We start from the raw sequence: 20177 nt of genomic DNA, 5'->3' as shown, positions 1-20177 counted from the left end.
CTGAAACGATCGGGCGGCGGACAACAAGTGTCCGGAAATCGGACAGTCGAAGACTTCCAGATTACATGACGCATTGCAAAAAGATCAGGAGAATCCTCGCATTTGTACAGTCGAGCGCGGCTGGCACGCATCCTGCCCCTCATGCTGCGAGCCGGCACCGAAAAATCCAACGCCGGCACGACAGGGAGGAAACCAGCGTGAACGTTCCCGTGGGAAACCTGCGCAGCGTCCAGGTGCTCGGCATCGATGCCGGCGGCACCATGACGGATACCTTCTTCGTGGACCAGGACGGCGACTTCGTCGTCGGCAAGGCCCAGTCCACGCCGCAGAACGAGGCCCTCGGCCTCATCGCCTCCTCTGAGGACGGGCTCGCCAACTGGGGCATGTCGCTCCATGAGGCCCTCGCCCAGCTTCAGACCGGCGTCTATTCCGGCACCGCGATGCTCAATCGCGTGGTCCAGCGCAAGGGGCTGAAATGCGGCCTCATCGTCAATCGCGGCATGGAGGATTTCCACCGCATGGGCCGCGCGGTGCAGAGCCACCTCGGCTACGCCTATGAGGACCGCATCCACCTCAACACCCACCGCTACGACCCGCCGCTCGTGCCCCGCCAGCTCACCCGCGGCGTCATCGAGCGGACCGACATGATGGGCACGCAGGTGATCCCCCTGCGCGAGGAGAGCGCCCGCGAGGCGGCCCGCGACCTCATCGCGGCGGACGTGGAAGGCATCGTCATCTCTCTGATGCACTCCTACAAGAACCCGGTGAACGAGCGCCGCGTGCGCGACATCGTGACCGAGGAAGTGGAGAAGAGCGGCAAGAAGATCCCGGTCTTCGCCTCGGCCGATTACTATCCGGTGCGCAAGGAAACCCACCGCACCAACACCACCATTCTGGAAGGCTACGCCGCCGAGCCCTCGCGCCAGACGCTCTCCAAGATCTCCAACGCCTTCAAGGAGCGCGGCACCAAGTTCGACTTCCGCGTGATGGCGACCCATGGCGGCACCATCTCCTGGAAGGCGAAGGAGCTGGCCCGCACCATCGTCTCCGGCCCCATCGGCGGCGTGATCGGCGCGAAGTATCTCGGCGAAGTGCTGGGCTACAAGAACATCGCTTGCTCGGACATCGGCGGCACCTCGTTCGACGTGGCGCTCATCACCCAGGGGGAGATGACCATCAAGAACGACCCGGACATGGCCCGGCTCGTGCTGTCCCTGCCGCTGGTGGCGATGGACTCGGTGGGCGCCGGCGCCGGCTCCTTCATCCGGCTCGATCCCTACACCCGCGCCATCAAGCTCGGCCCGGATTCCGCCGGCTACCGGGTGGGCGTGTGCTGGAAGGAGAGCGGCATCGAGACCGTCACCATCTCCGACTGCCACATGGTGCTCGGCTATCTGAACCCCGACAACTTCCTCGGCGGCGCGGTGAAGCTGGACCGGCAGCGCTCGGTGGACGCCATCAAGGTGCAGATCGCCGACAAGCTCGGCCTCTCCGTGGAAGATGCGGCGGCCGGCATCATCGAACTGCTCGACTCCGACCTGCGGGATTACCTGCGCTCCATGATCTCGGGCAAGGGTTACTCGCCCCAGAGCTTCGTCTGCTTCTCCTATGGCGGCGCGGGCCCGGTCCACACCTATGGCTATACGGAAGGCCTCGGCTTCGAGGACGTGATCGTGCCCGCATGGGCGGCCGGCTTCTCCGCCTTCGGCTGCGCGGCGGCGGACTTCGAGTATCGCTACGACAAGTCCCTCGACATCAACATGCCGCCGGACGCCCCGGAGGCGGACAAGGTGAAGGCCGCGCAGACGCTCCAGGCGGCGTGGGAAGAGCTGACCCACAACGTTCTGGAGGAGTTCAAGCTGAACGGCTATTCGGCCGACCAGGTGACGCTCCAGCCCGGCTACCGCATGCAGTATCGCGGGCAGCTCAACGACCTGGAGATCGAGAGCCCCATCGCCACCGCCGGAACGGCCGGAGACTGGGACCAGCTCACCGACGCCTTCAACGCCACCTATGGCCGCGTCTATGCGGCGTCCGCCCGCTCGCCGGAGCTGGGATACTCGGTCACCGGCGCCATCATGCGCGGCATGGTGCCGATCCCCAAGCCCCGCATCCCCAAGGAACCGGAAGAAGGCGAGACCCCGCCGGAGGAAGCAAAGATCGGCACCCGCAAGTTCTATCGCAAGAAGAAGTGGGTGGATGCGCAGCTCTACAAGATGGAATCCCTGCGCCCCGGCAACCGCGTCATGGGCCCTGCCATCATCGAATCCGACGCGACCACCTTTGTCGTGCCCGACGGCTTCGAGACCTGGCTCGACGGCCACCGGCTCTTCCACCTGAAGGAGGTGTGAGGGGCGGGCGCATAGGTCTCAAACAGAGCGATGGGCCCCCTCTCCCCTTGCGGGAGATGGGGTGAGGGGTCTCTCGCCGGCTGAACCGGCGGCAGAGCCTCGGGCGACATCCGCCCCCTCACCCCCGGCCCCTCTCCCGCAAGGGGAGAGGGGAGGAACGGGAAAAGCCCTCTCCCGCAAGGGGAGCGGGCAGCAAACCCAAACAATCCTAAGAGGAAACGAACCCATGAACGTCAACGTCAAGCAAGCCAGCCTTGAGGGCGCCACCCGCGGCATCGTCCGGGGCGGCGAGACGCTCAAAGAGCATCGCGACCGGCTGATGACGGCCACCAAGGCCACCGGACATTATGCCGGCCTGAAGAGACTGGAGCTGCGCGAGAGCGAGCCCATCCTCTACAACAAGCTGTTCTCCCGCCTACGCGCCGGCGTGGTGGATGCGCGCGAGACCGCCAAGAAGATCGCCGCCTCGCCCATCGTGGAGCAGGAGGGCGAACTGTGCTTCACCCTGTACAACGCGGCGGGCGACAGCCTTCTCACCTCCACCGGCATCATCATCCATGTGGGAACCATGGGTGCGGCCATCAAATACATGATCGAGAACAATTGGGAAGCCAATCCGGGCGTTCACGACCGGGACATCTTCTGCAACAACGACTCGCTCATCGGTAACGTCCACCCCTGCGACATCCACACCATCGTGCCCATCTTCTGGGAAGGCGAGCTGATCGGCTGGGTGGGCGGCGTCACCCACGTCATCGACACCGGCGCGGTGGGGCCGGGCTCCATGGCCACGGGGCAGGTGCAGCGCTTCGGCGACGGCTATTCCATCACCTGCCGCAAGGTGGGCGCCAACGATGAACTCTTCCGCGACTGGCTGCACGAGAGCCAGCGCATGGTGCGCACCACCCGCTACTGGATGCTGGACGAGCGCACGCGCATCGCCGGCTGTCACATGATCCGCAAGCTGGTGGAAGAGGTGGTCGCGGAAGAGGGCATCGAGGCCTACTGGAAGTTTGCCTACGAGGCGGTGGAGCATGGCCGCCTCGGCCTTCAGGCGCGCATCAAGGCCATGACCATCCCCGGCACCTACCGGCAGGTGGGCTTCGTGGACGTGCCCTACGCCCATGAGGACGTGCGCGTCCCTTCCGACTTCGCCAAGCTCGACACCATCATGCACGCCCCCTGCGAGATGACCATCCGCAAGGACGGCACCTGGCGGCTGGATTTCGAGGGGGCGAGCCGCTGGGGCTGGCACACCTACAATGCCCATCAGGTGAGCTTCACCTCGGGCATCTGGGTGATGATGACCCAGACGCTCATTCCCTCCGAGATGATCAACGACGGCGCGGCCTACGGCACCGAGTTCCGCCTGCCCAAGGGCACCTGGATGAACCCCGACGACCGCCGCGTCGCCTTCTCCTATTCCTGGCACTTCCTGGTGTCGGCCTGGACGGCCCTCTGGCGCGGCCTGTCGCGCTCCTATTTCGGGCGCGGCTATCTGGAGGAGGTGAATGCGGGCAACGCCAACACCTCCAACTGGCTGCAGGGTGGCGGCTTCAACCAGTATGACGAGATCCACGCCGTGAACTCGTTCGAGTGCGCCGCCAACGGCACCGGGGCGACGGCCGTGCAGGACGGCCTCTCCCACGCCGCAGCCATCTGGAACCCGGAAGGCGACATGGGCGACATGGAGATCTGGGAACTGGCCGAGCCGCTGATCTATCTCGGCCGGCAGATCAAGGCGTCCTCGGGCGGCTCCGGCAAGTATCGCGGCGGCTGCGGCTTCGAGAGCCTGCGCATGGTCTGGAACGCCAAGGACTGGACCATGTTCTTCATGGGCAACGGCCATATCTCGTCCGACTGGGGCCTGATGGGCGGCTATCCCGCCGCCTCCGGCTATCGCTTCGCCGCCCACAAGACGGGGCTGAAGGAGCTGATCGCCTCCGGCGCCGACATCCCGCTGGGCGGCGACACGGACCCGGAGAACCCCACCTGGGATGCGATGCTGCCCAAGGCGCAGATCAAGCGCGACAAGCAGGCCATCACCACCGAGGAGATGTTCGCGGACTACGACCTCTACCTCAACTACATGCGCGGCGGCCCCGGCTTCGGTGATCCGCTCGACCGCGAGCCGCAGGCGGTGGCCGACGACATCAACGGCGGATACGTGCTGGAGCGCCTCGCCGGCGATGTCTACGGCGTGGTGGTGAAGAAGGGGCCGGACGGCCTCGTGGTGGTGGACGAGGCCGCGACCAAGGCCGCCCGCGCGGATATCCGCAAGGCGCGTCTTGCCAAGTCCGTCCCCACTCGGGAGTGGATGAAGGGCGAGCGCGAGAAGATCCTCGCCAAGGATGCGGGCACGCAAGTGCAACAGATGTTCGCCGCCTCCTTCAAGCTGGGCCCGAAGTTCGAGCAGCAGTTCCGGGCGTTCTGGGACCTGCCGGAGAGCTGGGTGCTCAACGAGGAGGATATCGGCGTGCCCACCTACGGCTCGCGCTACTCCATGGACATCTCCGAATTGCCGGACGTGACCACCGTGCAGTTCGTGGAGGAGTGAGGGTTCTTACGCGCTCTGACTCCCTCTCCCCTCGCGGGAGAGGGCTGGGGTGAGGGGGTATCGCCCCATGTCCCGGCGCCCGGCCACGCCGGAGCCGCACCCCTCACCCCCAACCCCTCTCCCGCAAGGGGAGAGGGGGGAAACCCAGAACCAATCAGGAGGAAACCATGTCCTATACCCGCGCCAAGATCGTCGATCTCGTGCAAGGCAAGATCGATCCCGATACGCTGCACCAGATGCTCTCCACCCCGAAGGACCCCGAGCGGTTCGTGACCTACGTGGAGATCTTGCAGGAGCGCGTGCCGTGGGATGACAAGATCATCCTGCCCCTCGGCCCGAAGCTCTTCATCGTGCAGCAGAAGGTCTCGAAGAAATGGACCGTGCGCTGCGAGTGCGGCCACGATTTCTGCGACTGGAAGGACAATTGGAAGCTGCACGCCCGCGTCCACGTCCGCGACACGCCGCAGAAGATGGAGGAGATCTATCCCCGCCTCATGGCCCCGACGCCCTCGTGGCAGGTGATCCGGGAATATTTCTGCCCCGAGTGCGGCACGCTCCACGACGTGGAGGCGCCGACCCCCTGGTATCCGGTGATCCACGACTTCGAGCCGGACATCGACGCCTTCTACACCGAATGGCTCGGCCTGCCGGTGCCGGAACGCGCCGCGGCGTGAGGGAGCCCGCCCGTCCGCCACGTTCTTGACGACCGTCGCCCTCCGGCTTGACCGGAGGGTCCATCCCACGGCTCAAGCAGGCCTCCGAGTGATGGGCGAACGGCGTCTTGGGTCCTCCGGTCAAGCCGGAGGACGACGGCGGTGGGGCGGATGGATCCTTCTTTTACGAGGCCCGCCGGGGGCTTTCGCCGGGCGCCCGGCGTCAGCGGGAGGAAGGGGGCTCAGGGCACCCCTTCCTTTCGCGTTTCAGGCCCCTGCGCCTTCCGTATTTCCGGTCATCGCCTTGCCGGCCATCGCCGCGCGCCGGGAGGGGCGGGGGGCGGGCGGGTTGATGGCGGCGAGCGTCGCCACCGCGAGGCCGATCACCAGCACCCACACGGCCGGACGGGGGCCGAGGTCGAGGGTGAAATTGGCATCCAGCACCAGAAACGGGTCCACCCGCGTGGCCAGCGCATACCAGAGCATTTCCACGCCCGCGGTGAGCACCGCCCCGGCCACCGAGAGCCCCGCCATGGCGAGGGGCGTCACGGTCTTGCCGCCGCGCCCGGCGATGCGGAAGGCGAAGAGCAGCAGGAAAATTCCGGCCATCAGCACCGGCTCGGTGACGTCGAGCTTGGACTGCATGAAGAAATGCACCGTGCCCAGCACCGCGATGGCGTAGACGGCCATGTGCAGCCGGTTCCAGCGCGTCGCGCCGAGCCGGCGGATGGCGCCGTCGGTGGAGGTGGCGCCCAGCGCGACCAGCAGCGCCACCGCCACCGCGCCGATGGTGAGATAGATGCGCAGCACGATCTCGCTCAGCGCCCGGCCGAAGCCCTGGTCGATGATGTAGAGCGTGAGGTGCAGCGCCGCGTAGCCGAGCGCCGCGAGGCCGAAGATGCGCCGGCCGAAATGGAGCTTCGGCAGATTGAACAGCCGCCGCAGCGGTGTCACCGCCAGCGTCACCGCGAGGAAACGGATGGCCCACAGGCCAGTGAAATGGATCGCCTCCGTCCACGGTCGCGCGCCGAGCTGGCCGTTGGCGGCAAGGCCCACGAGCCACACCGCCGGCAGGATGCTGGAGACGAGGAACAGGGTCTTCTCGGGGCTGAATCGGCCGGAGCGCTCGTGAAACAGGGGCATCGGAACCTTTCCGGCAAAGCTGTGCGGGCGCCCGACAGGCGCCCGCTTCCCCTTACGCCGCCCCCTGCGGCGGCGTTACGGCCATGGCCTGCACGATGGCGTGATGGGGCGAACTCTCTCAGGCGTTCAGCTCGCCGTCGATCTGCGCCTTCAGGCCGGGATCGATGCCGAGCGAACCCGCAAGCCAGTCCAGATAGGCGTGCTCGGCGTCGTTGTCCGGCCGGATGGCGAGGGCAGAGGCCGCGTAGATCTGCAGCGCCGCCTCGGGCGTCGTGGCGGCGGCGACCACCTCGTTGGGATCGACCGGCGTGGTGAGGATGGCGATGAGCGCATCGCGCTGGGGAGAGGCGGAGCCCATGCGCTCCAGCCCGCCGCCGATGCGCGAGACTTCCTCCTCGTCGATCTCTCCGTCCGCCTGCGCGGCGGCGGCCATGGCCGAGAGCAGAACGCCGGAAAAGGCTTCCGGCCCGCCCGGCGCGGCGGCGGGGGAGAAGGCGGCATCCGGTTCGCCGGAGGAGAAGGCCGAGCGTCCACCTGCGCCGGCCTGCCATTTGCGGTAGGCCTTCCAGGCCAGCATGCCGATGATGGCGAGGCCGCCATATCGCATCAGGTCGCTGCCGCCCGAGGCGGAGGGCTGGTGGCCGGGCTGGGGCGAGGGCTGCGGCTGGCGATAGTCGGGCGGTGCCTGCTGCGGCTCCGGCTGGGGATAGCCGCCGGCCGGGTTGGAGCCGCCGCGGCCGAGCGCTTCGGCGGCAATATCGCCAAGGCCGCCGCCCGCGCCGCCGGAAATGCCCCCACCTTGGGTGGAGCCGCCGGAGGGGCGGCCCGCGCCGCCGCCGCCCAGGATCTGGCCGAGAATGTCCTCCAGCCCGCCCGTGGGGCCGGCCGATGCGCCGCCGGAGGGGCCGCCCTGCGGCGCCGCGCGGCCGCCACCCAGCACCTGCCCGAGGATGTCGCCGAGGCCGCCGGGCAGCCCCGAAGCGCCGCCGCCGCGTGGACCGCCGCCGCCGAGCACCTGGCCGAGAATGTCGCCGAGGCCGCCCGGCAGACCGGAAGGTGCCCCGCCCGAGCTGCCCCGCTGGCCGCCGCCGAGCACCTGTCCCAGAATGTCGCCGAGCCCGCCCGGCAACCCGCCACCGCTCTGCGGGGCGCCGCCGCCGCGCACGCTGCCCGAGCCGAGCGCCGCGCCGATGAGCTGTCCCAGAAGATCACCCGTTCCGGCCATGGCTTCCTCCCTGTTGGTGCCGCCACAGGCGCAAGGCCCGGCCGCGATCGAGGCTGCTAGCACCTTATTGAGTCCAACCGCGGGCACGGCCTCACGCTAGGGAATGGCGTGCATGCGAACCCCGGGGGCCAGCGCCCGGCCGCACTCTACGCCATGCGAAGGCGCCGCCCCAGCTTTTCACCGTCATCGCCCGGCTCGTCCGGGCGATCCACGCTTCGGCCGCTAGGGTCGCGAATTTCACAATGCCGGACGCGCGGCGGGGTGGATCCCCCGCACGAGGCGGGGGATGACGAGTGGTGAAGGGAAGGGGGGAGTGCGCGCGCCCTACACCGCCACCGGGGCCTTGATGGCCGGGTGGGGATCGTAGTTCACGATCTCGATGTCCTCGTAGCGGAAGGCGAAGATGTCCGTCACCGCCGGGTTCAGCCGCAGGGCGGGCAAGGCGCGCGGGGTACGGGAGAGCTGCTCGCGGGCCTGATCGAGATGGTTCACATAGAGGTGGGCATCGCCCAGCGTATGGACGAAATCGCCGACGCCCAGCCCCGTCACCTGCGCCACCATGTGGGTGAGCAGCGCATAGGAGGCGATGTTGAACGGCACGCCGAGGAACACGTCCGCCGAGCGCTGGTAGAGCTGGCAGGAAAGCTTGCCCTCCAGCACGTAGAACTGGAACAGGCAGTGGCAGGGCGGCAGCGCCATCTTCGCCACGTCCGCCGGATTCCAGGCGGTCACGATGAGGCGCCGCGAATCGGGGTTCCGGCGAATATCGGAGACCACCTGCGCGATCTGGTCGATCACGCCGCCCTCCGGCGTCGGCCAGGAACGCCACTGGTGGCCGTAGACCGGGCCGAGATTGCCGTTGGCATCCGCCCACTCGTCCCAGATGGAGACGCCGTTTTCCTTCAGGTAGCGGATGTTGGTGTCGCCGGCGAGGAACCACAGAAGCTCGTGGATGATGGATTTCAGGTGGAGCTTCTTGGTGGTGACCAACGGGAAGCCGGCACCCAGATCGAATCGCATCTGGTGCCCGAACACCGAGAGCGTGCCGGTGCCGGTCCGGTCGTCCTTGCGCACGCCCTCATCGAGAATGCGGCGCAGGAGCTGGTGGTAAGCTTCCATTAGGTATGTCCGGCCAAGATCAAGCAACACAAGGCTTCCGCCCGTCGACCTTAGCCCGCCCGCCCGGATGCGGCCAGCACCCGCCGGCCGCCATCCACACCGCGGCGCGAATACGGTTGCCGGCTTCTTAAGGCGAGGCTGTCGCTGGGAGAGCTGTGGCGCGGCGGGGGCAGATGGCGAAAAAGTGAGGGATTTCCGTAGCGTATGACCCTCGGACACCCCCTTTTTCGCCACGACGTGGCCGTATTAGACCAGCAAGAGCACAACCTGAGACACGTGACGATCAAGGGCAAGACACATGAACTCCCAAACCAACCTCCGGGCGGCGCTGCTCGAAGTCCGCGCCTTTCTGGTGCAGGAAGCGCAGGCCGAAGACTTCCGCAACGAGGCCGCCTGGGAGGCCGGGTCGAGCCGTGAGGAGCACGCCGCCAGCGACGCCCTCACCCGGCTCGACGAGGTGCTGCGCCAGATCAAGGGCAAGGACGAGCGCTCGGGCAAGGACGAGCGGACCCAGTCGCGCGGTCACGAACGGGTGCGCCTTCACCACGCCGAACTGGCTGCGTGACTCGCGTAATGATCGGCCTGTCGTCCCCCGGCTTGTCCGGGGGACCCACCAAGCCGCCTCTGCGGTGTGTGTACTGCGAGCAGTCCGCTCGCTGAGCCGTGGATCCCCCGGACAAGCCGGGGGATGACGCCATCCTAAGGACCCGCCGGCCCCTTCCTGATCTCCCCCTAGCAGCGCTCGCAGGCGCCGCCGATGGCCTCGAACAGCGCGGCATCCGCGCCGAGGCCGGCATTGGGGGTGGTGAGCAGCGTATCCCCGTAGAACACCGAATTCGCCCCCGCGAGGAAGCACAGGATCTGCGCCTCGCGGCTCAGCGCCGCCCGCCCGGCCGAGAGCCGCACCCGCGAGGCGGGCATGACGAGGCGGGCGGTGGCCACCATGCGCACGATCTCCAGCGGATCCACCGGCGGGCGATCGGCCAGCGGCGTGCCCTCCACCGCCACCAGCGCATTCACCGGCACGCTTTCGGGGTGGGGATCGAACCCCGCCAGCACCTGCAGCATCGCGGCGCGGTCACGCATCGTCTCGCCCATGCCGATGATGCCGCCGGAGCACAGTTCGATGCCCGCAGCGCGGACGCTCGTCAGCGTGTCGATGCGGTCCGCATAGGTGCGGGTGGTGACGATCTCGCCGTAGAAGTCCGGCCCCGTATCCAGATTGTGATTGTAGGCGGTGAGCCCCGCCTCGGCGAGGCGCTGGGCCTGATGCGGCTCCAGCATGCCGAGGGTGACGCAGGCTTCCATGCCGAGGCCGCGCACGCCGCGCACCATGTCCAGCACGGCGTCGAACTCGCGCCCTTCCTTCACCCGCCGCCATGCCGCGCCCATGCAGAAGCGCTCGGCGCCGTTGGCCTGCGCCTGCGCGGCGAGGGCGATGACGGAGGCGGGATCGAGGAACTTCTCCCGCGTCAGGTCCACCTCGGCATGGCGCGCGGACTGGGAGCAATAGGCGCAATCCTCCGGGCAGCCGCCGGTCTTGATGGACAGCAGGCTCGCGCGCTGCACCACGTTGGGGTCGTGGTTGGCGCGGTGGACGGCATTGGCACGGCCCACCAACTCCAGCAGGGGCAGGTCCATGAGCGCCGCGATCTCGTCAACGGTCCAGTCGTGGCGGATCGTGCCATCCTCAGCCAAGCCCGTGCCCATGCGCCCATGCTCCTTCGCAAAGTTATTCGGCTGGTTTAGTCGGCTTGGCGGCGGGTTCCAATACCGTCGATCTTCCCAATTGGGTGACTTGACCTATGCGTTCGCTGCAGTGCAGCGTTGACATTGGGCTTTCGTATACATCACAGTGTCATCGTTCCAAGGGGGGCCCCGGAAGGGGCTGAGATATCGCAAGTTCGCGGGAGATTCCTTCCGCGGCGCCGCGATGACCCTTCGAACCTGATCCGGGTCATACCGGCGAAGGGATCGGAACTTGTGCTCCCCGGCGCTCAGCGTCGACCCGCACCCGTCTCCTAGCTCTACACCCCGGTTCTCGTTGAAAGCGCAAGCTGAACGGAGATCCGCAATGCTGGACGAAGCCTCGACGTCCTCCCTGAAAGTCACCACCGGGCCGCTGCCCCATTCGCGCAAGGTGTTCGTCTCCGCCACCCGGCCGGACGTGCGCGTCGCCATGCGTGAGATTTCCCTCACCGACCCGTCCGAGATGCCGGTGAAGGTGTACGACACCTCCGGCCCCTATACCGATCCGCAGGCCGTCATCGATCTCACCAAAGGCCTGCCGCAGCTGCGCGCCCAGTGGATTCGCGAGCGCGGCGACGTGGAAGAGGTGGACGGACGGGCCTTCAAGCCCGAGGACGACGGCCTGAAGGCCGGCCAGTCCTCCACCCTGCCGCAGTTCGATCTCTCCGGCCGCAAGCCGCTCCGCGCCAAGCCGGGCAAGCGCCCGACGCAGATGGCCTATGCCCGCGCCGGCATCATTACGCCCGAGATGGAATATGTCGCCGCCCGCGAGAACCTCGCCAAGGTGAACGGCGGCGCCCACCCGCACCATCAGGCCATGGGCCTCGGCGCGGCCATCCCCGCCGAGATCACCCCGGAGTTCGTGCGGCAGGAAGTGGCGCGCGGTCGCGCCATCATCCCCAACAACATCAACCACCCCGAAACCGAGCCGATGGCCATCGGCCGGAACTTCCTGGTGAAGATCAACGCCAACATCGGCAATTCGGCCGTGACCTCGGGCGTTGCGGAAGAGGTGGACAAGCTGGTGTGGGCCACCCGCTGGGGCGCCGACACGGTGATGGACCTCAGCACGGGCAAGAACATCCACACCATCCGCGAATGGATCATGCGCAACTCGCCGGTGCCCATCGGCACCGTGCCGCTGTACCAGGCGCTGGAGAAGGTGAATGGCGTCGCCGAAGATCTCACCTGGGAAGTCTTCCGCGACACGGTGATCGAGCAGTGCGAGCAGGGCGTGGACTACATGACGGTGCACGCCGGCGTGCGCCTGCCCTTCGTGCCGCTCACCGCCAACCGCGTCACCGGCATCGTCTCGCGCGGCGGCTCCATCATGGCCAAGTGGTGCCTCGCGCATCACAAGGAGAGCTTCCTCTACGAGCACTTCGAGGAACTCTGCGAGATCCTCGCCCAGTATGACGTGTCCTTCTCCCTCGGCGACGGCCTGCGCCCCGGCTCCATCGCGGACGCCAACGACGCCGCGCAGTTCGCCGAGCTTGAGACGCTGGGCCAGCTCACCGAAATCGCCTGGAAGTATGATTGCCAGGTGATGATCGAGGGCCCCGGCCACGTGCCGCTCCACCTCATCCGCGAGAATGTCGAGAAGCAGCTCAAGGTCTGCCACGAGGCGCCGTTCTACACCCTCGGCCCGCTGGTGACGGACATCTCCCCCGGCTACGACCACATCTCCTCCGCCATCGGCGCGGCGATGATCGGCTGGTTCGGCACGGCGATGCTCTGCTACGTCACGCCGAAGGAGCATCTCGGCCTGCCCGACCGCGACGACGTGAAGGCCGGCGTCATCTCCTACAAGATCGCTGCCCACGCGGCCGACCTCGCCAAGGGCCACCCGGCCGCGCGCATCCGCGACGATGCGCTCTCCCGGGCCCGCTTCACCTTCCGCTGGCGCGACCAGTTCGCGCTCTCGCTCGATCCGGAGACGGCCGAGCGCTTCCACGACGAGACGCTCCCCGCCGAGGGGGCCAAGGTGGCGCACTTCTGCTCCATGTGCGGGCCGAAGTTCTGCTCCATGAAGATCTCGCAGGAGCTGAAGCTGGAAGCCGGCGACATCGCCCGTGCCCAGGCCGACAACCTCGCCTCCGCGGGCATGGCCGAAATGGCCCAGAAGTTCCGCGACGGCGGCGGCCTGATCTACACCCCGGCCCCCGAAGTCGCCCCCCCGCCGCCCGCCGCGGCGGAGTGAGCGCCGCCTGAGCGTCGCCCTCCGGCTCGTCCGGAGGGCCTTTTCCTCCCGCCGGCGCAAGGGGCGGGAGGGGTGCTCCGGTGAGCCGGAGCGCAACGGCAGGATGTCAGTCTCGAAAGAGCGAGCCCCCTCTCCCCTTGCGGGAGAGGGGTTCGGGGTGAGGGGTTTTGTCTCCCCCTGCCAGACGCAGGACATGCGGCACCAGCCCCCTCACCCCCAACCCCTCTCCCGCGAGGGGAGAGGGGGGAAGGTTCGGGGAGGCCGATCTCACTTGCGCCCCCCGCTCAGCGCTCTGGCTTATCTGGTCCCCCGTCCGCCAAGCATCCCATCATCACCCCCAGCGCCGCTTCCGGCGATGCGCGCTCCCAGTCGGGCATCTGGTGGCGGAAGAAGGTGGCCTGCCTTTTGGCGTAGCGGCGGGTGTCGCTTTGGCCCTCGGCGATGGCGTCGGCGAGGGACATCTCGCCTTTCAGATAGCGCGTGAGGGCGGGCGCGCCGTGCGCCTTCAGCACCGTGCGATCGGAGGCGAGGTTGCGCGCGGCGAGGGCGCGCACTTCCTCCAGGGCGCCAGCGGCCATCATGGCCTCGAAGCGGGCGTCGATGCGCTGGCGCAGCAGATCGCGATCCACCTCCAGCACGATTTTCACGCACCTGTCCGCATCTAGCACCGGCGGCTGCGCATCCCGCTGCCAGTCGGTCAGCGAGCGGCCGGTGGCGTGGATCACCTCCAGCGCGCGCAACACCCGCTGGCGGTCGTTCACCTTCAGCCGCGCGGCGCTCGAAGGATCGACCGCGGCGAGGCGGGCGTGGAGGGCCGGGCTGTCCAGCGCCTCGGCCGCGCCGCGCACCTCGGCGCGCACCGCTTCAGGAATGGCGGGAATGTCGGCAAGCCCCTGCGTCAGTGCGCGGAAATAAAGCCCCGTGCCGCCCACGAACACCGGCAGGCGCCCGGCCGCCTGCGCGTCGCGAAGGGCGATTTTCGCGTCCTCCAGCCAGCGGCCGACGGAATAGTCCGTGTCCGCATCCACATGGCCGTAGAGGCCATGGGGCACCTCGGCCATTTCCGCGACGGTCGGCCGCGCCGTGAGGATGGCAAGATCGCCATAGACCTGCATGGAATCTGCATTGAGGACGATGCCACCCAGCCGCTCGGCCACGGCCAGCGCGAGCGCCGACTTGCCGCTGGCGGTCGGACCTGCGATGAGCACCGCCAACGGTTTTCCCCTTTCGAGCATTGAAACTGCCATGGCCTACGTCGCGACGCTGATTTCAAACCCATCTGCCCCGGCTTTGACCTACGAGGCAATCCATGCCGCCCTTTCCGTGCTGCCCGAGGCGCAGGATCCGGTGGTGCTGGACGAGGGCGTGGCGGTGGACATCCATTTCGCGCCCGAACTTGCGGCCGATGCGGGCGCGCTGGCCGACGCCGTGCGCGGCGCGCTCGGGGAGGCCCCCATCGACGTGGTGGTGCAGCTTGAGACCGGCCGGCGCAAGCGCCTGTTCCTCGCCGATATGGATTCCACCATGATCGGCCAGGAGTGCATCGACGAACTGGCCGATCTCGTGGGCTTGAAGGCGCACGTCTCCGCCATCACCGAGCGGGCCATGCGCGGCGAGATCGCTTTCGAGCCGGCGCTGCGCGAACGCGTGGCGCTGCTGCGCGGCCTGTCGGCGGGCGTTGTGGGCGACGTGCTGCGCGAGCGCATCACGCTCACCCCCGGCGGGCCGGAGCTGGTGGGCACCATGAAGGCCAACGGCGCCTATGCCGCCCTCGTCTCGGGCGGGTTCACCCTGTTCACGCAGGAGATCGCCGCGCGCATCGGCTTCGACGAGCACCGCGCGAACGAACTGCTGGTGGAGGAGGGCACGCTGGTGGGATCGGTGGCCGAGCCCATCCTCGGCCGCGAGGCGAAGCTCGCCACGCTGGTGGAGCTGCGCGACCGGCTGCATCTCGCCCCGTCCGAGACCATGGCGGTGGGCGACGGCGCCAACGATCTCGCCATGCTGGGCGAGGCGGGCCTCGGCGTCGCCTATCATGCCAAGCCCGCGGTGGCGGCGGCCGCCCACGCCCGCATCGACCACGGCGACCTCACCGCGCTGCTCTACATGCAGGGCTACAGCCGCAACGAATTCCGCACGGCCTGAGAACGGAGCGAGTTGTCTCGGACCTGCGGAGCTAAAGTCCCGCCGTCATCGCCCGGCTTGTCCGGGCGATCCACGGATCGGCCGGCTCAGAGTCACCGGGCGGCGCGCAGGCGGAGGGGTGGATCGCCCGGAACCCGGCTGTTGCCGGGTTCCGCTCTCGTCAACGGAAGTCGGCAACAGCCGACCTCCGGACAAGCCGGGCGATGACACGTGGGGCGCCCGCCCGAAGGTTCCGCCGAAAGCGAAATGCCTTACTGCGCCGTGCCCTGACCGGCGGTGCCCTGCTGGCTCGAGGCGTTCTGGGAGCGGGGCAGGGGGATGACGCGCACCTTGCGCTGGCCCGGCTGCTCCGATGCCGGCGCGAGGGGGGCGGCGACGGTGGCGGCGACCGGACCGCCGGCGACCGCCTCGGCGGCGGCGGTGCTGCCGGCCGGGGGCTTGCCGGCTACCGGCTTGCCGCCCTTGGTCGGCTCGGCGGGGCGCGGGGCGGACATTTCGCGCGCCTGCTCCTCGGTCACCAGGATGTCGCCCTTGCGCAGGGTGGTCTCATCCTCCAGCCCCGCGAGCGCCTGCGCCCACGACTGGCCGGCCGGCTTGCACGTGCAGGAGGGCACCAGCTCCTTGCGGTAGCGCAGCGCATTCGGCAGCGACATGTAGGACTGGCCGGAGATGCTCACCGCCGACTTGATGTCGCCGCTGTAGGTGAAGAGCTGCGCGTCCGAGCCGGGGCACAGGCGCTTGCAGAGCTGGTCGTCCTGCGCGTAGCGGCTGGCGTTGGTGGAATTCGCCATGGGGAAGAAGTAGCCGTCGCAGGTCCTGACGCACACGGTGCGCGAGGAATAGCTCTTGGGCGTCTCCAGCGGCATCAGGTCGAGGTCGGGCGAGGATTCCTCGGGCTGTGTCTGCTGGGTGCCGAAGATGGCCTCGAAGAAGTTCTTCGGCTTCGCCGGCTCGCTGGCGCGGCGGGCGGCCTGCACGGCGGCGGTGTATTGCGGGCCGCAATTGTTCTGGGCAAGGGCGATAATGAGCGCCCGGCGCTGGCCCCCCGTGTCGGCGCCGCCGCGCTCGAGGCCGGCGATCTGCGACCTGAGGCGCGAGACCTGGTCGTCGATCTGGTCGCACTGGGGCGGACGGGGCGGCCCCTGGAAGATGAGGAAGCCGCGCGGCGCGTCGCAGCCCATGCCGCGCGCCTGCGCCGAGAGGCGGTCGAGATCGCCGCGGAGCTTGGCGGCCTGCGCCTGCTGGTTGGCGACGCCACCGGCGCTGCGGTCGAGCGCCATCAGGGAGCCTTCGAGCTGCTGGCAGGCGGGGCTGCCGGCCTGCGCCAGAGCGGTGCCCGCGGTGGTGACGGCGACCAGGAGGCCGAGCGCCATACGACGGAGCGAACCCATCGCCAGCTGGCGTGTCGTGCCGCTCGCACCCTTCAGGGCAACCGGACTTCCGGCGCCGTTCCCTCGCGCGGACTCCATCCTCAGCTCTTCTCTCCACTGGCGCCGTGCCGAACCTTCACCGGACCGGCGCCCCTCTATAGACCGACAGCGCGGGGCAATGGTGACGAAACTGTGGCCCCTCGCTGGAAGGTGAGGAGAGCCGGCTCAGGTGCGCCGGCCCGCGCTCAGCCCCGCCCGCGCGAGCGGATGTTGTAGCTGTCGTAGGCGTATTCCGCGATCTGCCACCACACCAGCTGGTCGGCGCGGATGGCGAGCATGGAATCGAGCGCCTGCTTGAACGCCGGGTTGGTGGCGGCCAGCTCGTTGTAGAGCTCGAAGGACGCCTTGTAGCCCGCCTCCATGATGGACGCCGGGAAGGGCTTCAGCTCCACGCCCTGCTGCACCAGCCGGCGCAGCGCCGGGGGATTGACCGAATCGTACTTGGCCAGCATCCAGTTGTTGGCCGCCTCGGCGGCGTTGCGGACGATGGCCTGGTAGTGCTTCGGGAGCGCGTTCCACTGGGCGTTGTTGATGACGAGGTGCAGCATGGCGCCGCCCTCCCACCAGCCGGGGTAATAGTAATACTTGGCCACCTTCACGAGGCCGAGCTTCTCGTCGTCATAGGGGCCGACGAACTCCGCCGCGTCGATGGAGCCGCGCTCCAGCGCCGGATAGACGTCGCTCGGGGCGATCTGCTGCGGCACCACGCCGAGCTTCGCCAGCACCTGCCCGCCGATGCCGCCGATGCGGAACTTCAGGCCCTTGAGGTCGGCGACGTCGTTCAGCTCCTTGCGGAAGAAGCCGCCCATCTGGCAGCCCGAATTGCCGAGCGGCATGGAGGTGACGTTGTACTTGGCGAGCACGCCGTTGATGATCTGCTCACCCCCGCCGAAGAACCACCACGAGTGCTGCTGGCGCGAGTTGAAGCCGAACGGCACGCCGGTGCCGAAGGCGAGCGCGGTGTCCTTGCCGGTGTAGAAATAGGTGGCGGTCTGGGCGCACTCCACCGAGCCGGTGGAGACCGCATCGAGGGCCTGCAGGCCGGGCACCAGCTCGCCGGCCGGGAAGGTCTGGATCTGGAAGCGGCCGTCGGTGGCCTCGGCCACGTACTTGGCGAAGATCTGCGCGGTGCCGAAGATGGTGTCGAGGGAGCGCGGGAAGGAGGAGGTGAGGCGCCACTTCACCTCGGGCTGGGTCTGCGCGAGGGCGGGGGCGGCGACCGCGCCGGTGGCGAGCGCTGTGGCGGACGCGCCAATGAAGTGGCGGCGCTTGATCTCCATGGATGGCTCCTCGGCCGTTGATCGGGCTCTGTGGGGTTGGGCGAAACCTGCGATGGGGCGAAAGGGGTGTCACGCGGCGCGGCGGCCGTCAATGTCGTCGGTCGCCGGCCAAGCGATATTGCGTCGCTCTTCCGCTGGGGGCGGCACATCCCATATGTCGGTGGCCCGCCCGTTCGGGCGCCTGCCTGCGGCAGCTTTCCGGGGAGTTCCATGACGCACGCTGTCTCGACCGACCGTCCCACCCTCACCCGTCGCCTGTCGCGGCTCGCGCTCGTGTGCGCGCTCGGCGTCGCGGCGCTCGCGGGCGGGCCGGCGCTGGCGCAGGAGCCCAACCTCATCTTCAGGAAGTCCACGGTCTGGAAGTTCCTGACCCCCGACGACAAGCTCGCCGTCTACGGCATCGACGATCCGGTGGTGGAGGGCGTCGCCTGCCACTACACGACCCCGGAGAAGGGCGGCGTGAAGGGCATGGTGGGCCTCGCCGAGGAAGTCTCCGACATCTCGCTCGCCTGCCGGCAGGTGGGCCCGATCTCCTTCAAGTCGAAGTTCGAGCAGGGCGACGTGGTGTTCCGCGAGAGCCGCTCCTTCTTCTTCAAGAAGATGCAGATCGTGCGCGGCTGCGACACCAAGAGGAACGTGCTCGTCTATCTCGTCTATTCGGACAAATTGATCGACGGCAGCCCGAAGAATTCCACCTCCACCGTGCCGATCATGCCGTGGGGCACCACCGCCGACGTGCCGAAGTGCGCGGATTTCCTGAAGTAGCGGAAAGAGAAGCGCCGCGCGCCGGGCCGTCTTGCCCACGCGCGGCGCAGGGCTCAGAGGAACGTCACCTTGCCGGTGCCGATGTCGTACATGGCGCTCGCCGACTTGAGCTGACCGGCCGCCGCCCGTTCCGAAAGGATCGGCGTCGCGGTCTGCGCCAGCTTGGCATTCATCTTCACGTTCATGTCGCTGGCGGCGGCGAGAAGGTCGGGCGGGTTGCTCCGCATGGCCTCGTAGACCGCCGGGCGGATGGCGTTGACGAGGCTCGGCAGGTGGCCGGGCGGCAAAGTGTTGTCCTTGATGGACGTGATCGTCGCCTGCACCGCGCCGCACGAGGCGTGGCCGAGCACGAGGATGAGCTTCACGCCAAGCACGGCGGTGGCGAATTCGAGGCTCGCCAGCCCGTTTTCATCGATGAAGTTGCCGGCCACCCGCACGATGAACAGTTCGCCGGGCCCCTGGTCGAACACCAGTTCGGGTACCACCCGCGAATCCGAGCAGGCGACGATGGCCGCGAACGGCTGCTGTCCCGTCGCGCGCTTCAGGCGGCCGGCGGAATAGTCGGCATTCTGCTGTGTGCCGGCGACGTAGCGGGCATTGCCGTCCACGAGGCGCTTCAAGGCCTCATCGGGGTTCACCGGCGCGGCGGTGCCATAGCCGCCCGACTGGGCGAAGGCGGAGGCGGCAAACAGCGGCGCGGCCGCAAGAGCCAGTCCGCCCGCCAGTCCGCCGGCAAGCAGGCGTCGGCGTCCGATGGATGGTGATGAGCACGTCTCGCACATGGGCGATCCTCTCCCGGTCACTGTGTTTGAGGCCTGTTTGGACCCGCCCGAAGCATGTCGCTGGGGCAGGCCGGGGCCGAACATAGCCGATCCGGGGCGGAAGACTGAAATACCGCGATCACAAAACGCGGACCTAAAGCTTTACTATAGAATGCGATTTCTCTGCCGGTCCGATCGTCCCCGCTACCGCGAGCAGGTGATGGCCACCGTCTCCGGGCAGAGCGGCCCGGTGCAGGTCACGGCGGGGGAGGCGACGCTCGAGGGGGTGAAGGCGGAGGCAGGCGCCGCCACCCGGCCGAAATCGATGACCTGGCTGTAGGCGCGCGACCGGCACCAGGCTTCCGCCACCTTCTGCCCGCAGGGCGCGCCGGAGGCGAGGCAGGAATCGATGCTGGAGCCGTCGGAATTGTCGATGAGGAAGATGCGCGTCTCCGCCATGGCCGGCGCCATCAGCGACAGGCTCGCCACGGCGACGGCGGCGAGGGTTCGGATCAGCGGTATGGACAGGTCGGCACCTCTTCGGCAGGCGCGTCCCGAACGCGGCAGTGCGCTTTCGGGTCACGGGCGGGATCATCGGATGCGCCCCGACCCCCGCCCGGCGCAACTCAGCCGGGGATAGACGCTCACCAAGGGGCAGGTCAAGCTGGGGAAGATAACGATATCCGGAGGTGCGCACCTATGCCGGACGGCGTGAAACATCTTGACGAGCGCCCGCGCCCGAACCATTGTCCCGCGCCATGAACGGCGGTTTCATCACCATCTGCGCCATTGCGGCGAT

16 protein-coding genes and 1 riboswitch are annotated in these 20177 nt (G+C 68.2%); of the genes, 7 read left to right on the top strand and 9 right to left on the bottom strand.

What is annotated here, in order from left to right; all coding sequences use genetic code 11:
• Positions 1-197 precede the first annotated feature (197 nt).
• The 3 genes from ACT54R_RS14165 (at position 198) to ACT54R_RS14155 (ending at position 5582) form a co-directional block, all read left to right on the top strand.
• Positions 198-2351, top strand: coding sequence for a hydantoinase/oxoprolinase family protein (locus ACT54R_RS14165; protein WP_476327299.1), 2154 nt, complete (start codon positions 198-200; stop codon positions 2349-2351).
• A 226-nt stretch (positions 2352-2577) separates the two neighbouring features.
• Positions 2578-4908 (top strand): hydantoinase B/oxoprolinase family protein, encoded by a 2331-nt coding sequence (locus ACT54R_RS14160; protein ID WP_476327297.1) that lies wholly within the window; start codon positions 2578-2580, stop codon positions 4906-4908.
• Between the two features lie 167 nt (positions 4909-5075).
• Positions 5076-5582, top strand: coding sequence for an acetone carboxylase subunit gamma (locus ACT54R_RS14155; protein WP_476327295.1), 507 nt, complete (start codon positions 5076-5078; stop codon positions 5580-5582).
• A 246-nt stretch (positions 5583-5828) separates the two neighbouring features.
• Here the strand turns inward: ACT54R_RS14155 and ACT54R_RS14150 are convergent, their stop codons facing one another.
• The 3 genes from ACT54R_RS14150 to ACT54R_RS14140 all read right to left on the bottom strand — a co-directional run bounded on the left by ACT54R_RS14150 (position 5829) and on the right by ACT54R_RS14140 (position 9048).
• Positions 5829-6704, bottom strand: coding sequence for a protein-methionine-sulfoxide reductase heme-binding subunit MsrQ (locus ACT54R_RS14150; RefSeq protein ID WP_476327293.1), 876 nt, complete (start codon positions 6702-6704; stop codon positions 5829-5831).
• A 118-nt stretch (positions 6705-6822) separates the two neighbouring features.
• A complete protein-coding gene (locus ACT54R_RS14145) occupies positions 6823-7929 on the bottom strand; it encodes a tellurite resistance TerB family protein (RefSeq protein WP_476327291.1) in 1107 nt (368 codons plus the stop codon).
• A 324-nt stretch (positions 7930-8253) separates the two neighbouring features.
• Positions 8254-9048, bottom strand: coding sequence for a thymidylate synthase (locus ACT54R_RS14140; protein WP_476327289.1), 795 nt, complete (start codon positions 9046-9048; stop codon positions 8254-8256).
• Between the two features lie 298 nt (positions 9049-9346).
• On the opposite strand from ACT54R_RS14140, the gene ACT54R_RS14135 reads away from it, so the two are divergent.
• Complete coding sequence (locus ACT54R_RS14135; protein WP_476327287.1) at positions 9347-9613, top strand: hypothetical protein; 267 nt, start codon at positions 9347-9349, stop codon at positions 9611-9613.
• Between the two features lie 167 nt (positions 9614-9780).
• On the opposite strand, the gene bioB is transcribed toward ACT54R_RS14135, so the two are convergent.
• A complete protein-coding gene (bioB, locus tag ACT54R_RS14130) occupies positions 9781-10758 on the bottom strand; it encodes a biotin synthase BioB (RefSeq protein ID WP_476327285.1) in 978 nt (325 codons plus the stop codon).
• Positions 10759-10907: 149 nt separating this feature from the next.
• Positions 10908-11040: riboswitch (TPP riboswitch) on the top strand.
• Positions 11041-11122: 82 nt separating this feature from the next.
• Here bioB and thiC point away from each other — a divergent pair.
• The gene (thiC, locus tag ACT54R_RS14125) at positions 11123-12997 is read left to right on the top strand and encodes a phosphomethylpyrimidine synthase ThiC (RefSeq protein WP_168456522.1); all 1875 of its coding nucleotides are present in this window, start codon (positions 11123-11125) and stop codon (positions 12995-12997) included.
• A 284-nt stretch (positions 12998-13281) separates the two neighbouring features.
• Here the strand turns inward: thiC and miaA are convergent, their stop codons facing one another.
• Positions 13282-14244: a tRNA (adenosine(37)-N6)-dimethylallyltransferase MiaA gene (miaA, locus tag ACT54R_RS14120; RefSeq protein WP_476327283.1), complete on the bottom strand. Its 963-nt coding sequence runs from the start codon at positions 14242-14244 to the stop codon at positions 13282-13284.
• Between miaA and serB the strand changes: the two genes are divergently transcribed.
• Positions 14243-15142, top strand: coding sequence for a phosphoserine phosphatase SerB (gene serB / locus ACT54R_RS14115; protein ID WP_476327281.1), 900 nt, complete (start codon positions 14243-14245; stop codon positions 15140-15142). The two genes, miaA and serB, sit on opposite strands and share 2 nt — an antisense overlap.
• 251 nt (positions 15143-15393) lie before the next feature.
• Here serB and ACT54R_RS14110 read toward each other — a convergent pair whose 3' ends face one another.
• Positions 15394-16533, bottom strand: coding sequence for a DUF2865 domain-containing protein (locus tag ACT54R_RS14110; protein ID WP_476327279.1), 1140 nt, complete (start codon positions 16531-16533; stop codon positions 15394-15396).
• A gap of 224 nt (positions 16534-16757) precedes the next feature.
• The gene (locus tag ACT54R_RS14105) at positions 16758-17846 is read right to left on the bottom strand and encodes a TRAP transporter substrate-binding protein DctP (RefSeq protein WP_168457024.1); all 1089 of its coding nucleotides are present in this window, start codon (positions 17844-17846) and stop codon (positions 16758-16760) included.
• Positions 17847-18062: 216 nt separating this feature from the next.
• Between ACT54R_RS14105 and ACT54R_RS14100 the strand changes: the two genes are divergently transcribed.
• Positions 18063-18617 (top strand): CreA family protein, encoded by a 555-nt coding sequence (locus ACT54R_RS14100; RefSeq protein ID WP_476327277.1) that lies wholly within the window; start codon positions 18063-18065, stop codon positions 18615-18617.
• A 53-nt stretch (positions 18618-18670) separates the two neighbouring features.
• Here the strand turns inward: ACT54R_RS14100 and ACT54R_RS14095 are convergent, their stop codons facing one another.
• Positions 18671-19399 carry a carbonic anhydrase gene (locus ACT54R_RS14095; RefSeq protein ID WP_168456527.1) on the bottom strand — a complete coding sequence of 243 codons (729 nt, stop codon included), beginning with the start codon at positions 19397-19399 and terminating at the stop codon, positions 18671-18673.
• Positions 19400-19582: 183 nt separating this feature from the next.
• Entirely contained in the window at positions 19583-19867 is a 285-nt protein-coding gene (locus ACT54R_RS14090) for a hypothetical protein (RefSeq protein WP_476327275.1), read from the bottom strand.
• Positions 19868-20177: the final 310 nt, after the last annotated feature.

This window comes from Xanthobacter sp. DMC47, from assembly GCF_056313845.1.
Note: the sequence above shows the minus strand (reverse complement) of the source record. Positions and strands in the feature narration are given on the sequence as shown.